Here is a 14,749-nt window from a genome sequence, read left to right on the forward strand (position 1 = left end):
GTGATGACTGGAGCAATACTGCTGCCAACAGCGATTTATGTACTATTTCCGGAGGCTCCTTCAGACAGCGTAACCGTCATTCCTGCCCGAAATGACAGTGACACTTACTAATGGAAAATCATTACTGTAGAGACAGGAATTGGCTCCGCATTACCAATAATTCCCCTCTTTTTGGCATGTTGTCTGCATTGCAATGCATCAGTCACTTCCGAACAAATCTCGGGTATAAACTTTATCCTTAACATCCTCCAGATCGGGTGCCATACGATTTGAAATAATAACATCTGCCTGTTGTTTGAAAGCAAGCAAATCTCTTTCAAGACAGGAGTTAAAGAACATCTCTGCCTCAAGAGACGGTTCGTAGATAATCACGTCAACGCCCTTTGCCTTAATGCGCTTCATAATACCCTGAATTGAGGATGCACGGAAATTATCAGAGCCGCTCTTCATAATCAGTCGATAGATCCCCACTACTTTCGGTTTCCTGGCAAGGACTGAGTCGGCGATGAAATCTTTACGGGTCCGGTTAGCGGCAACAATGGCAGAAATGATATTATTCGGTACAGACTGGTAGTTTGCCAGTAATTGCTTGGTATCTTTTGGCAGACAGTAACCACCATAACCAAATGAGGGATTGTTGTAATGATTGCCAATACGAGGGTCGAGACATACCCCCTCAATAATCTGACGTGAATTCAGGCCCAGGCTTTCTGCATAGCTGTCGAGTTCATTAAAATAAGCCACACGCATCGCGAGATAAGTATTGGCAAAAAGTTTGATCGCCTCAGCTTCAGTCGAACCGGTAAATACTGTGGGTATGTCTTTTTTTATTGCTCCTTCCCTCAACAACTCAGCAATTTTAAATGCGCGTTCAGATCGTTCACCAATGATAATCCTGGAAGGGTGCAAATTATCGTAGAGAGCCCTGCCCTCGCGCAAAAATTCTGGTGAAAAGATAATATTTTCAGTATTAAATTGTTCTCTCATCGCAGCAGTAAAACCTACAGGTACCGTTGACTTGATAATCATTACTGCATAAGGGTTGATTTCTGTCACGTCCCTGATGACCGACTCTACGCTGGAGGTGTTAAAATAATTCGTTCTGGTGTCATAATCGGTAGGCGTTGCAATAATGATGTAATCAGCGTTTTTATAGGCAGCCTGTTTATCAAGGGTCGCTTTGAAATGAATATCTTCTGATGTTAAAAACTGTTGTATTTCCCTGTCGACGACAGGCGAGATACGATTATTCAACATCTGAACGCGTTCTGGGATGATATCCAGCGCAACAACCTCATGATGCTGTGCAATAAGCAATCCATTAGACAAGCCAACGTATCCGGTTCCTGAAACAGTAATTTTCATTCAACTCCCTCATAACAAGTACATTTATAAAAACCATTACAACTCACACTAAAATTACCGCATGAAAAGTTTGGCTTTTTCCGAAAACCTACAAAGCAGAAAAATATCATGCTATATAGTTTTATACTATACCCCTTCATGAAGTCCAACTTTCCCGGACAGGTTCAAATTCAAGCTTCACATCACATAAGCAGCACAATGTTATTGCCGGACTCAACATAACAAACCATGTAATAATAAACATCCCGCTCCTACAACCCGACAACAATTAATAAACAGTTGTGACTAATCAAACCCACAGACAACGCTCAGCAACGGGAGCTATCTGCTTTATTAGCATGCAATTAAAAGCCTCCATGCAATATTCTGGATATATCGCATATCAGCATCAAAAGGTCATTCGCCCCGCCGTACCAGTAGCAACAGAAACAGATACCTCACCTAAAATGATGTGATATGTAAGTATATATTATAAGAACGCCTGTTTTCTCATGAAGCCTGCCCTTTGTTGCCTCTCCGGCTATCCTTCTTTATACAGTGTATCAGCACGACTCCGGTAACGATAAAACACACGCCGACTAACCCGCTAAGTGAATATGGCTCATGTATGTCAGGAATAAATAATGCCATAAGCCAGACAACAGCGTAACTCAGACTCAACAGTGAGTATGCTTTACCCAGTTCCATTAGCCTCAGGGCCAGAAACCATAAAAACATTGATAAGCCATAACAAAGCAACCCCAAAAATAAGAAATAACCCGGCTCACTACCTGTGAGCAGGGCATGAAAAAATGCCCTCATGTCGAGCAATGGTGGCATGCCAGCCATCGCATATTTCATGGACAACTGAGCGACACTCACCAACAGTACACTGCATAAAGCAAACAGAATTCCCATTACTGATACCCTCCCAGCATGATGACGCCGCCGATGATAAACATTATGCCAGTCCAGTGGCGAACCGTAACAACCTCCTTCCAGATTATTTTTGCGGCCAGTGTTACCCATATAAAATTCAGGCTCAGCATTGGATAGGCAAGGCTGACCGGTGTGGTTTGCAATACCCATAACCACACCACCATGCCAAACGACAACAATATTACCGCAATCAAAAGCCATTTAATCGCATGATACCGTTGACTTTTGTCTTGTGGACTGGCCGCTATTTTCTGGCAAACCTGACCCATACAGGTCAACAGACTGACTGTTAAGATCCCGCACAAATTCATGGTCGTTGATTATACTCCAGATAGATAAATCTGCCGCTCCTGAATACATAATCCGGCTCGGGAAAATGCATCAGTACATCATTGTCATGTTTACCCGCCAGAAGGACTAAAGAAATATCACCTTCACTACGGTGCAAACGGAGCCATTCGTCAAAATCAGACGCTGAAATATATTTATATGATGAGTCAGGGTAGCTGAGACCATAATCCATCTCTCCTTTGTGGTCGAAGAAATAAATATCGCTACGTTTTAACTCCCAGGCTAAACCAGCAGCAACGCCCGGATTGTTAGACAGGATATAACGACTCGCAGAGAGGGGCTCTCTTAGTGTCTGAATAAAATGCTGGGGCTGTTTGCTGTCAATAATGTGCTGTGGAACGGCATAACCGATGAGCAACGCCACGCCAAGCGGACAGAGCGCGGAAAGTACCCAGCCCCTTTGGCCACTACAGAGGGCGAAAATGCCTCCTGCGGACCAGAAGGCAAATGCGATTAAGGCACTGTAGAATGCCACAGGCTCTGCAGATGAGTAAAGCGGGCGGGGCATAACGCTGCTGAAAAACAGGGCTATTAAGCCGATCACACCGAATACGATGTTAATCCACGCATTGGCTTTAAATATTTTGCTGTGGACGGCCTGAAGATGAAGCGCTGCGTGCGCCATAAGCAATGCCAGCGGAGCAAAACAGGGAAGGATGTAAGTGAGCAGTTTTCCTTTCGCGATGCTGAAAAAAATAAGGGGCATTACGACCCAGCCCAGTAAATAGAACAATGCAGGCTCACTGGCTTTTTTTGTCCACCCATGGTGCAGTGCATGTGGAAGTAACCCAAGCCAGGGCAGTGTACCGAGAATGATAACCGGAATGTAATACCAGAACGGCGCTTTATGCTGTGCTGCATCTGAATCGGCTAATCGCTGGATATGTTCAACCCAGAAAAAATAGTTCCAGAAATCAGGTTCTCTTAAAGCAATAGCTATCGCCCAGGGCAATGTTATCAACAGGGCGCTGAATACAGCCAGCCACCCATAAGTGACCACCTGTTTCCAGTTTCGCATCAGGCATATCCACGGTATGACAGCCACAACGGGGACCACCAGGGCGAGAAAACCTTTCGTCATGACGCCCATACCACAGAGTACACCAAGCAAGAGATACCAGAAGATTTTTCCCCTGACAGTCCGGGACAGGGTCGTTTTCCAGAATGCACACATAGCAGCGGTCAGCCAGAGCGTGAGCATCGGATCGAGTACGGCATAGGTACCCACACCATAAACCAGCAAAAATGTCAGGTAGATCACAGCCGACATCACTGCCAGGCGTCGGTTTTTCCACTGAGACCATGCGAACCATGCCACCATTACAGCAGAGAGGGTGATGGATAATACTGAACCAGACCGGACAGCCAGGTTACTGTCTCCAAATATCCATTGCCCGATATTGTTTATCCAGTATCCCATGACCGGTTTCTCAAAATAGCGCAGGCCAAACAAGTGGGGGACGATCCAGTCTCCCGAGGCAAGCATTTCCCGGCTAATTTCAGCATACCGCGTCTCATCCGGCTGCCATAACATCCGCAAATTCAAAGGCAGTAAATAAAAAAGTGTAAACCCTGAAATTAAAAGGATCAGACAGTTATTTTTTTTTGACATTCAGGATGAGCCCTCCGTTTGATAGCCTAACCAGCCTTCCCGTCCGGGTTGTTCGCTGCGAATCACTTTTCCTGTGGAAAGCGTTTGACTGTCCCGGGGAAGCAGTTCACCCAGCGAACAGAACTGAATACCTTCTTTTTCAGCCTCAACCAGTAATGCATCAAACCTTTCTGCAATGGTAATCCCTTCCACCTCCGCATGGATCGTGTAGACATGCGTTTTATCTTCCATCTGGATCAAATCCATCAGATAACGATTGAAGTCCATTGCATTTATGTTACGGCCCACGACTTCATCCCATGTGGGTAAAGTAACCGGGATTTGTACTGTCCCAGTCGTTCCGTCTGAGAGGCAGGGTCTGAAGGGACTGCTGCCACGACAGTCACTGTTATAGCGAAAACCAAAGGATTCCTTGATGCGAATGATCCTGCTATCTGCACGCCAGCCTGCCGCGGCGGAACATGTTACTGGCTGATTGATTATGGCTTCCAGCGCCTGTTTGCCACGTGAGATTTCATCGTACAGCCGTGCTTCACCCCAGACACCTGCAAAAGCCTGCCATGAAAAGTGATCCCAGGCATGCAGACCAATTTCATGGTCCCGCGCTGTTTCCCGGATAATCCCGGCATTTCCTGCTCCAATAATACGCCCCGGCCAGGCCGTGCCGGCGAGCAGAATATCCCAACCATATAGCGATGCAGCACGGGAACGTAGCATTTTCATGAGAAATGCCGGCTTGAGGAGTCGCCATAAATGGCGCCCCATATTATCGGGCCCGACACTGAAAAAAACGCTGGCACGAATGTCATGTTTCCGCAGTATATCCAGGAGGCGCGGCATCCCGTATCGTGTCCCGCGCCAGGTATCAACATCTATGCGAAGGCCGACTTTCCTCATCAGTTTCTTTCCGCCAGTTCCACTGTCTGAAGGAAGAAGTCCAGCGTTTCCTGAACAGTGGTTTTCATCTCAACCTGTGGAGACCAGTTCAGCAGGCGCCGGGCATTACGGATACTCGGTTTCCGGTGTTCAACATCCTGATACCCTTTACCATAATAACTGCTGCTCTCGACCTCCCTGTAACCCGCAAAAGGTGGAAAATAATGGCGTAACGGATGTGTCTCGAAACACTCAAGCAACATTTCGGCCAGTTCCCTGATGCTGGCTTCGTTCTCAGGATTGCCAATATTAATGATCTGACCATCACAGATTCCGTTTTTATTTTCAATGATACGGAAAAGTGCCTCAATGCCATCACTGATATCAGTAAAACAACGTTTCTGACGCCCCCCGTCAATCAGTTTAATCGGTGAGCCTTCGACCAGATTCAGTATCAGTTGTGTGATGGCCCTGGAACTGCCTATTCTTGCTGCATTCAGGTTATCAAGTCTTGGCCCCATCCAGTTAAATGGGCGGAATAGAGTAAACTTCAGGCTCTCCTTTTCTCCGTATGCCCAGATAACACGATCTAACAGCTGCTTGGAAACAGAATAAATCCAGCGTTGTTTATTAATGGGACCAACAGTGAGGGGGGAATGGTCCTCATCGAACACTTCATCTTCACACATACCGTATACTTCAGACGTTGAAGGGAAAATGATACGTTTATTGTATTTCACACAGTCACGAATGATTTTAAGGTTCTCCTCGAAATCCAGTTCAAAAACCCTCAGCGGATTTCGGGTGTATTCTATCGGAGTGGCAATCGCAACTAGGGGCAAAACAACATCACATTTTTTGATGTGGTATTCGATCCATTCGGAGTGGATACTGATATCCCCTTCCACAAAATGGAACCGCGCATTATCGAGGAAGCGGCTGACGGCATCCGAACTGATATCGAGGCCATAAACTTCGTAATTATCGTCCTGCAATAATCTTTCCGTCAGATGATTACCAATAAAACCGTTTACGCCCAGAATTAAGACGCGGGTGGGACGTTGAATGGGCCCCGCATGGAGAGAAGAGATAATCGCTCCACTCACCAGCCCTAATGCTCCAGCCAGCTGGTGTCCCTGCATATAAATACCATTTTCAGTCTGGCCAGTAACCACCTCCAGGGCACCTTCACCACAAGAAATGAGCAACGGAGAGGTACTTATCACTGTCCCCGGACGCGTGGCATGTTTATCCATATGCATTATGGATTTCCAGACGATGAACTTTGTTGCGCCCACATAACTGAATGCGCCAGGCCATGGCTCAGAAACGGCGCGAACGAGATTGTGAAGCTCAGACACAGGTTGTGACCAGTCAAGCCTGCCATCATCAGGGGTACGACGACCAACACGGGTCGCTTCGTCTTCATTTTGTACACTTTCCGGCCATGAACCACTTCTGATCACGGGTAAACAGCGGCGTAACAGCATCTGCGCAGATTCACACATTTTACGGTGTAAAGTCAGGGCAACGTCTTCAGGTTCAATTGGGATGGCCAACTGATCCACAATGTTACCCGCGTCCGCACGTGTGTTCATACGATGTAGCGTGACCCCGGTTTTCTTTTCTCCGTTAACCAGCACCCAGTTGAGTGGGGCACGCCCGCGGTATTTCGGCAATAATGAACCATGCAGATTAAAAGCACCGATGCTGGCCGCCGCGAGAATTTCTTCGCTCAGCAGATTACGGTAATAGAAAGAGAAAATGACGTCTGGTTCTTCTTTTTTAACGTGGTTAACCCATAAAGGATGGTTTATATCTTCAGGAGCATAAACAGGAATGTTTTTTTCCGCTGCCAGTTTTGCCACTGAACCAAAAAAAGGATTCTCTCCCTGGTTATCAGCATGTGTGTACACTGCTGTGATTTCATAACCAGACTCCATCAGGGCATTAATACCCGTACAACCCATATCATGATAGGCGAAAACAATGGTTCTCATGATTAATTATCTCTCTCAGAACTAGCAGGCTTGTCATTAGTGATGATGCTGTGGATAAAATAGCGTGGTCGGGCACGAACGTCGTTGTAAATACGTCCGATATATTCGCCCAATAACCCCATACCGATAAATTGTGCACCAATGAATGTAAACAGAACGGCAAAGAGCATAAAAACACCATCAGCAGCCCATTGCGGTCCCAGGGCCAGACGTAAAATAATCAACAACAATGAAAGCAAAAACCCCGAAAGTGCCACAATACTCCCAATAACGCTCAACAGCCTCAGTGGGGTTGTCGTAAGACAAGTCACTAAGTCGTACATCAGGTTGATAAGACGCATAAAGCTGTATTTGGAATCCCCAAACTCACGCTCAGCGTGGTGAACCGGGATCTCAATGGCATTACGTGCAAACGTATTCGCAAGAATAGGAATGAACGTACTGCGCTCCTGGCAACGAAGCATAGCTTCCACGATATTTCGACGATACGCGCGCAACATACATCCATAATCGCCCATGACCTTACCAGTAGTATGCTGGATTAGCCGGTTGATCATACGTGACGCGGTTTTACGAAAAAGGCTGTCCTGCCGATTCTGTCGCACAGTCCCCACCACATCAAAGCCTTCCTCAGCTTTAGCAACCAGCCGCGGTATCTCTTCAGGAGGGTTCTGAAGATCTGCGTCAAGGGTGATTATCAGGTCGCCACTGACACGACTGAACCCGGCCATAATGGCGGAATGCTGACCATAGTTCCTGTTTAAAAGCATCGCGATGATATGACTCCCTGGCGCACGGGCAGCCAGCATTAACTGTTCAGCAGAACTGTCGTTGCTTCCGTCATCCACCAGCAGGATTTCATAATCTTTTTCCGTTTGTGCACACGCCAGCTCTGTCCTGCGAATAAGCTCAGGCAGAGATGCTTCTTCGTTGAAAACAGGGATGACAACGGAAATTTTTGTTAAAGGATTTTCGATGGACATCTCACTGCCCCTGAATTTCATGGAGTGCGTCAATAACGCGGTTTGTGTCATCATCGGTCATATCCGGAAAAAGAGGCAAACTACAGATACGAGCGCTGTTCCATTCAGTATTCGGAAGTGAAATACCCGGGAAGTGTTCACGATAATATTTTTGCGTGTGCGCCGCACGGAAGTGAAGCCCGCTACCGATTCCTCTTTTCTTTAGCTCTTCGATTAATTTATCCCTGTTGATGCCAGTAAGATGCTCATCCACACGAATAATGAATAAATGCCATGCATGAAGATGTTCCCACTGAGGAATGGCAAGCGGGAGATAAGGCGTATTAGTCAGAGCTTCCTTATAGTGAGCTGCTATCTCTGCACGACGAGCATTAGCCTTTTGAAGTTTCTTGAGTTGTACGACTGCAATTGCGGCATTCAGATCTGCAAGGTTGTATTTAAATCCGGGAGAGATCACCTCAGCCTGAGGGGCCCGTCCCTGCGTCTGTCGATCAAAAGCATCAACGGCCAACCCGTGAAATTTAAGGCTCCGGATCCGTCCAGCAAGTTCATCGTCATCCGTCACAACTAACCCCCCTTCCGCGCATGTCATATTCTTGATTGCATGAAAAGAGAAAATGGCAGTACCGGCATTTCCGACATGCTTACCCTTATAAAGGGTACCGGCAGCATGCGCTGCATCCTCAATGACCGGAATACCGTACTTCTGGCCAATCTTTTGAATAGCGTCCATATCAGCCGGAGCTCCTGCATAATGGACAGGAATAATAGCCTTAGTTCGTGAGCTGATCGCGGCTTCAATTGTTTCAGCACTGACCATAAGATTATGCCTATCAACATCAATCATGACGGGAACAGCACCCAACAGGACAATCATATTTAGCGTTGAAACCCATGTCATCGAAGGAGTAATGACCTCGTCTCCCGGACCAATACCTAGCGCCATTAGCGTGATATGCATTCCTGCGGTCGCAGAACTAACCGCTATGCCGTGCCGGTTACCGGTTAACCTACAAAAGGAATTCTCCAGTTCCAGATTTTTAGGCCCAGTTGTGATCCAGCCGGATTCCAGCACCTCCCTGACTGCCTGCTGCTCCTCTCCAGACAAGGAAGGACGCGAGAACGGCAAAAATTCGTTCATGATTTACTACCCCTGACACAGATGGACTATATTCCGATGAAACGTGGTCATGATAGAAGGGTAATGTGTAAATGATGTGGAGAAACCGTTCAAAGACCAGGTGAGGTGAAGGAAAAGTGTATAGAGACGTTAGAATATGTATTAAATGGTTAAAAGTAACATGATTAAAAAATCATTTCGACAGCATGTGAGGCTCAAACTAACAGATAAACGCTCATGATGACTGCTGCGGGGTAATAATATAACAGGTTTATGAGTAATCAACTTATTCAATGTGCTTACCCGCCCGTACAAATCGCCGTCATTTTGCAAAGACATACCTCGACCATACGAGACACCCACTATCTTGAAAAACGAAAGGTTTAAGACACCTTTTTCAATAAGGATACAAGGAGCATGTTAACATCACGGATATAATGAATGAAGCTTCCTTGTATGTTTGTTATAGCATAGCACGATTCAGTTGAACCAGGCAGGAGCGCTTCGATGCAGGCTTTTTACTCGCGGCAGTATTCAAAAGATAAATAGTGAAGCAACAGCGTCGATAAGACACTTCAAAGCCGTTGCATGAACTTTCCTGTCGTTTATAATCATTCTGAATCGCAAATGGTTACAGTTTCAGTCCCTTACCATTAATCATAAGGCGAGTTTAAATACAACTATGTGTAATCGGGATAGATTTAGTGGAATCCACTGGAGACCGGGTATGTTAGATGGTGAAAAGAAAATTGTTTTGTTAGCTGAGGATGAGACTGATATTGCGAAAGTTGTTATTGCCTATCTGGAGCGGGATGGCTTCGAAGTCCTGCATGCTATTGATGGGGAGATCGCATTAAGGATTGCTGAGCAGAACAACCCCGATTTTATTATACTTGATATAAAAATGCCCAAAAAAGATGGCTGGCAGGTACTCAGAGAACTGCGCAACGCGACTGATACTCCCATTATGATGCTGACCGCCCTGGATACTGATATTGATAAAGTCTTTGCGCTAAAAACAGGTGCAGATGATTATCTCGTCAAACCTTTTAATCCCGCAGAACTGATGGCTCGAGTCCATGTCATTTTAAAAAGAAGCCAGTACCACCAAAAAGATGAGATACTAAAAATCTATAAAACAAAAAATCTAGAGATCAATAAAACAACACACGAAGTCTTTGTAGGACCGGCACGTATTAACCTCTCAGAAGAACTGACCTCAACTGAATTTAAAATATTAATGCATCTTATCAGATACCCTAAGCGGGTATTTACACGTGAAGAGATTATGGATGCCTGTACACATGAGGGTAACATAAGTGAACGCACCATTGACAGCCATATCAGTAAGCTGAGAAAGAAAATACAACAAGCGGGGGTATTTTATGTCCCCGAAAGTGTCAGGGGTTTCGGCTATCGTCTTGGGGACTGATTATGAAAAGAAAGACAATTCTTCAAAAGCTTTTTGAACTTCTCAGTATTCTGACAATTCTTGTTATGGTTGTCACAACGTTAGTGTACTATATCTACGGATTCTTGGTTAATCTGAATATGGATGAGATGGTCCCGGATGATTTTGACTATCTCAATACATTAGTCTCCACATTAACCTCCATTCTTATCGCCTTCTTTTTTTCTGTCACCTTTACCAAAAGGCTATCTCCGCCGCTCGCCTCTATAGCTTCTGCAGCAAGATCTATCGCTGAAGGTGATCTTAAAGCCCGTGCCGACAGTGGACATAATGAACTGATTGAACTTGACAATATGGTCAGAGATTTTAATTTAATGGCCGAAAAGCTGGAAATCATGTCAAGAGATATGCAGGTATGGAACGCGACTATCGCTCATGAACTGCGAACACCAGTGACTATCCTGCGGGGTAACTTACAGGCAGTTCTGGATGGTGTCATGCAATCCGATCATGAACACACGTTGTTACTCCTAAATCATGTTGATAACCTGGCTTCGCTGATTGATGACTTACGTATTGTGAGCCTTGCGGATTCAGGGAAAATAAGATTGTACAGAGAGCACACATCCATTAATGAAATGCTGCTGGAAATCAAGAAATATGTCACCCCAGAGTTCCAGCTTCACAATAAAAACCTTGATATCCGGGCAGAAGAGATTGTCGGATATGTTGACAACGTACGACTGAAACAAGCTGTAATGGCACTACTTCATAATGCATTACAATATTCCAATGAAGGTAAAATATCCTTATCATGTTATTGTACGCATAATAAAATAATAATCTCCGTTGAGGATCAGGGGCCCGGGATACCTGAAGAACATCGTGCTCATATATTTAAACCTTTTTATCGCATACATGAAACACAACGTCTTACCCGCAATTCATCTGGTCTTGGATTATCTGTTGTCAAAGCTATTGCTGATGCTCATGGAGGTTCAGTTACGTGTGATATGAACTGCAACGGGGGAACGGTTTTCAAAATTATTCTTTAATGAGTTTTAATAGAACTTATATCCAGGCCGGATTACGCATTTTACTTGAAATGATTACCTTGTTGAGAGCATAGTGCTATTATAAATATTTATGAAGATACATTAAATTCAGTTCAGGGGCTGGGGGACTAAATATAATCCACATAAAGTAAAAAGCAGTGAATGACAGTAACATTCAGTTGCATTACGTGAAAATATCAAAAATCAAACGAACTCATGCAGGACCATGAGTGTTCATAACGTTCTAATGCAGCAAGCTCTGCATTAATTTTTGTCACAGATGAGTACTCCATTAATATAAAATCGTCCTGACTAGCAGCGCTTGTAATTTCACATTGTATGATCGCTGAATCAATAGCGACGATAATGTCAAGTATTAAGTTCGAACATCGTTCGTTGTGGATTTCAGCAGATAATGTATTTTTACCTTCTTTAAGAAACTCCCGGGATATTTTCAATCCAGCAATCGATGAACACATGAGGGATTTATCCACTCGCCCCTTCACAACCATCTGACTTACAATACCCGACAGTATTAATATAACTGACTTAATGTCATTGTGAATTGTTTTTAAGATATCACCCTTGTTACTGAAATTGTTTTTTGTAACAAAGGGAAAGCAATCATGATCATCAATATATTGATATAATAACGTCACGACTTCAGTTGGGGTAATGTTGATTAACTTTATCTTAGCATTCACTGATGCTTTCAATTCATCATCTATCTCTATCTTTAGCGAACCCATGATACACATTATTTCCTGAAGCGATTAGGCATTTATAAAATAAAACCCTACACCAGCCATCTTTAACTGGTATAGGGTTAACATCAGAACTGGTAAACAGCCCCAAAACCAACAACATTGTCTGTATTAATACCAAGCGTACGGACAGCATTGTTATTATTTCTTAGCAGATTGATTTTATAATCTGCATACACCGACATATTTTTATTAAAGTAATAGTAGGTACCAATGTCTATATATTTTACCTGATAAAAATCACCCACACCCTCTTTAGAGGCTTTAGACTGCAGGTAACCAAGGGATGGACGTAAACCAAAATCAAACTGATATTGTGCCAACAGTTCAAGGTTTTTAGTCTTATCAGTTACCCCTGTAATATTGCCTGCGAGCGCAGTCATATTACGCGTTTCAGCATATGTTGCAGCCAGGTAGATATTATTTGCGTCATATTTTACTCCTGTAGCCCATACTTCAGCCTGTTTCGCGTCGTTAAGGGTATTTGCACGCTGCTGTTGTGTACGGTTTGAATTCGAATAGGCAGCTGCCGCTGAAATGCCCATACCAAAGTTATAGGAAACTGATCCTCCCCAGCCATCACCATTCTGAGAAAGCACATTTGCCCGCCCATTGTTATTTTCCGTGGGGCTTCCATTTTTACCCTGATATTGCAGGGCAAATGTAAGGCCGTCCACGAGTCCGAAGAAATCAGTATTACGATACGTTGCAAGATTGCTGGCACGACCCGTCATAAAATTATCAGCTTTTGTATAGGTATCGCCCCCAAAAACAGGCAGCATATCCGTCCATGCCTCGACATCGTAGACCACCCCATAATTGCGCCCGTAATCCAGGGAACCATAGTCACCAAATTTCAGTCCTGCAAATGCCAGACGCGTCCAGCTGCTGTTGTCTGATTTCTCAGGTTTGTTGCCCTGTATATTATACTCCCACCGCCCATAGCCGGTCAGTTGGTCATTGATCTGGGTTTCCCCCTTAAAACCGAGTCTGACATAGGTAGCATCACCATCAGCCCCTTTATTTTTGGACGTAACATGGCGCGCGTCGACTTTACCATAGAGATCGAGCTTGTTTCCGTTTTTGTTATAAATTTCTGCAGCCCAGGCTGACTGAGTAGCCGTGATAGCCACTAAAACAGCGAGAATTGTTTTTTTCATCATTTAATCTCTTCTATTAAATTTAGCCACTGTATTTACCCCATCACGTTAAAATATAACCCCGGGGTTGAGACGTTTGTATATCATCAGAAAAAACAAAATCAACACCTGTTTTTATAAAATCTTACAAACACTGATGATATATATTATCTCTCCCACCTCCCTGTAGAACTAAAATCTTTTAGGCTGTAAATTTAAAACAAAAACAGAACAATCATCCTAAAAAACATCACAAAGCAACTAATAACACCAAAAATAATACTTTGTAATAGTATGAAACATACATTGAGAGCAGGTGCAGAATATTGAGGAAAGGTGTAGAAAGTGAATATAACGTTCTGGTTCTGAGACACCCCCACGCTGAAATAGTTTCATTCTCAATAATAGTAACGACAATCATATACAGACTAATTCTAAATTACCCATTCTTATTTTGACCATCCCGAGAGCTGACATGGAGGATCATGAATACTGTCTATAGCTGGTTGGACGGTATTATTATGGCCCATAATGTTCAGCCGCAATGATGTGGTTTGATATCCCTAAGGAACGCTAACGTGCCGTGTGATAATGCGTTTTAACCGATACTGGAAATGACTTAGCATGAAATACGTGCAATATTCACCCCAGAATTTAACATTTTCTTTAACCGTACACCGTCGTGTATATCAGCACTGACTCATAAAGTACTGTCTATGGCGAAGAGTGTTACCCTGAAGCCAGATGGAGGCTACAGAGTATGACGCCTGTGCTCGTACAACTGAATAACGGGGGGAGTCCCGGCAACACCTATACGTCTTTCATGCAGCTGAGTATTTAATTTCGAATCGTTGTTCCTTAATAATTAAACGAGATCCTCCTTGTCATTCTCAAAATAGAAATAAACTAATTTTCACCGAAACAGCTGTACTTGCATGTTGTTATCTTATTGCCCACCTCTGGTTCTAAACAGAGGGATCATTGTTGTATTAAGGATTTTATGATTTGTATTGGCTTGTGGATCTTTCCTTATGTGTTCTGTCCCAACAGGGCGAAGAGTCCGTATGTCACTAGTTCGAGTCCAGTCAGAGGAGCCAATTTCCTGTTTTCATGCATCTTTGCGAATCCTTATCTGATGTTGATTCAAGAGGTTAG

The 14,749-nt window shown here is 44.2% G+C and carries 12 protein-coding genes; 2 read left to right on the forward strand and 10 right to left on the reverse strand.

Annotated elements, in window-relative coordinates; genetic code table 11:
- Positions 1-198 precede the first annotated feature (198 nt).
- From ugd to arnB, 8 genes are all read right to left on the reverse strand, one after another.
- A complete protein-coding gene (gene ugd, locus RS584_RS15295; RefSeq protein WP_315748218.1) occupies positions 199-1,365 on the reverse strand; it encodes a UDP-glucose 6-dehydrogenase in 1,167 nt (388 codons plus the stop codon).
- Positions 1,366-1,854: 489 nt separating this feature from the next.
- Positions 1,855-2,373: a 4-amino-4-deoxy-L-arabinose-phosphoundecaprenol flippase subunit ArnF gene (gene arnF, locus RS584_RS15300; protein WP_410493085.1), complete on the reverse strand. Its 519-nt coding sequence runs from the start codon at positions 2,371-2,373 to the stop codon at positions 1,855-1,857.
- The gene (arnE, locus tag RS584_RS15305) at positions 2,262-2,594 is read right to left on the reverse strand and encodes a 4-amino-4-deoxy-L-arabinose-phosphoundecaprenol flippase subunit ArnE (RefSeq protein ID WP_315748220.1); all 333 of its coding nucleotides are present in this window, start codon (positions 2,592-2,594) and stop codon (positions 2,262-2,264) included. Before arnE ends, arnF begins: the two co-directional genes overlap by 112 nt.
- Entirely contained in the window at positions 2,591-4,246 is a 1,656-nt protein-coding gene (gene arnT, locus RS584_RS15310; RefSeq protein WP_315748221.1) for a lipid IV(A) 4-amino-4-deoxy-L-arabinosyltransferase, read from the reverse strand. Before arnT ends, arnE begins: the two co-directional genes overlap by 4 nt.
- A complete protein-coding gene (arnD, locus tag RS584_RS15315) occupies positions 4,247-5,143 on the reverse strand; it encodes a 4-deoxy-4-formamido-L-arabinose-phosphoundecaprenol deformylase (RefSeq protein ID WP_315748222.1) in 897 nt (298 codons plus the stop codon).
- The gene (gene arnA, locus RS584_RS15320; RefSeq protein WP_315748223.1) at positions 5,143-7,122 is read right to left on the reverse strand and encodes a bifunctional UDP-4-amino-4-deoxy-L-arabinose formyltransferase/UDP-glucuronic acid oxidase ArnA; all 1,980 of its coding nucleotides are present in this window, start codon (positions 7,120-7,122) and stop codon (positions 5,143-5,145) included. Before arnA ends, arnD begins: the two co-directional genes overlap by 1 nt.
- A gap of 2 nt (positions 7,123-7,124) precedes the next feature.
- Complete coding sequence (arnC, locus tag RS584_RS15325; RefSeq protein WP_315748224.1) at positions 7,125-8,105, reverse strand: undecaprenyl-phosphate 4-deoxy-4-formamido-L-arabinose transferase; 981 nt, start codon at positions 8,103-8,105, stop codon at positions 7,125-7,127.
- A gap of 1 nt (position 8,106) precedes the next feature.
- A complete protein-coding gene (gene arnB, locus RS584_RS15330) occupies positions 8,107-9,246 on the reverse strand; it encodes a UDP-4-amino-4-deoxy-L-arabinose aminotransferase (RefSeq protein WP_315748225.1) in 1,140 nt (379 codons plus the stop codon).
- Positions 9,247-9,952: 706 nt separating this feature from the next.
- Here arnB and RS584_RS15335 point away from each other — a divergent pair.
- Complete coding sequence (locus tag RS584_RS15335; RefSeq protein ID WP_315748226.1) at positions 9,953-10,657, forward strand: response regulator; 705 nt, start codon at positions 9,953-9,955, stop codon at positions 10,655-10,657.
- Between the two features lie 2 nt (positions 10,658-10,659).
- Complete coding sequence (locus RS584_RS15340; protein ID WP_315748227.1) at positions 10,660-11,691, forward strand: ATP-binding protein; 1,032 nt, start codon at positions 10,660-10,662, stop codon at positions 11,689-11,691.
- A gap of 197 nt (positions 11,692-11,888) precedes the next feature.
- On the opposite strand, the gene RS584_RS15345 is transcribed toward RS584_RS15340, so the two are convergent.
- Together RS584_RS15345 and ompC are read right to left on the reverse strand one after the other, a co-directional pair.
- The gene (locus RS584_RS15345; protein WP_315748228.1) at positions 11,889-12,440 is read right to left on the reverse strand and encodes a hypothetical protein; all 552 of its coding nucleotides are present in this window, start codon (positions 12,438-12,440) and stop codon (positions 11,889-11,891) included.
- Positions 12,441-12,523: 83 nt separating this feature from the next.
- A complete protein-coding gene (gene ompC, locus RS584_RS15350; protein ID WP_315749996.1) occupies positions 12,524-13,615 on the reverse strand; it encodes a porin OmpC in 1,092 nt (363 codons plus the stop codon).
- Between the last annotated feature and the right edge of the window lie 1,134 nt (positions 13,616-14,749).

It is taken from the genome of Enterobacter sp. DTU_2021_1002640_1_SI_PRY_ASU_LCPMC_013, assembly GCF_032389435.1.
Taxonomy (GTDB): domain Bacteria; phylum Pseudomonadota; class Gammaproteobacteria; order Enterobacterales; family Enterobacteriaceae; genus Enterobacter; species Enterobacter hormaechei_C.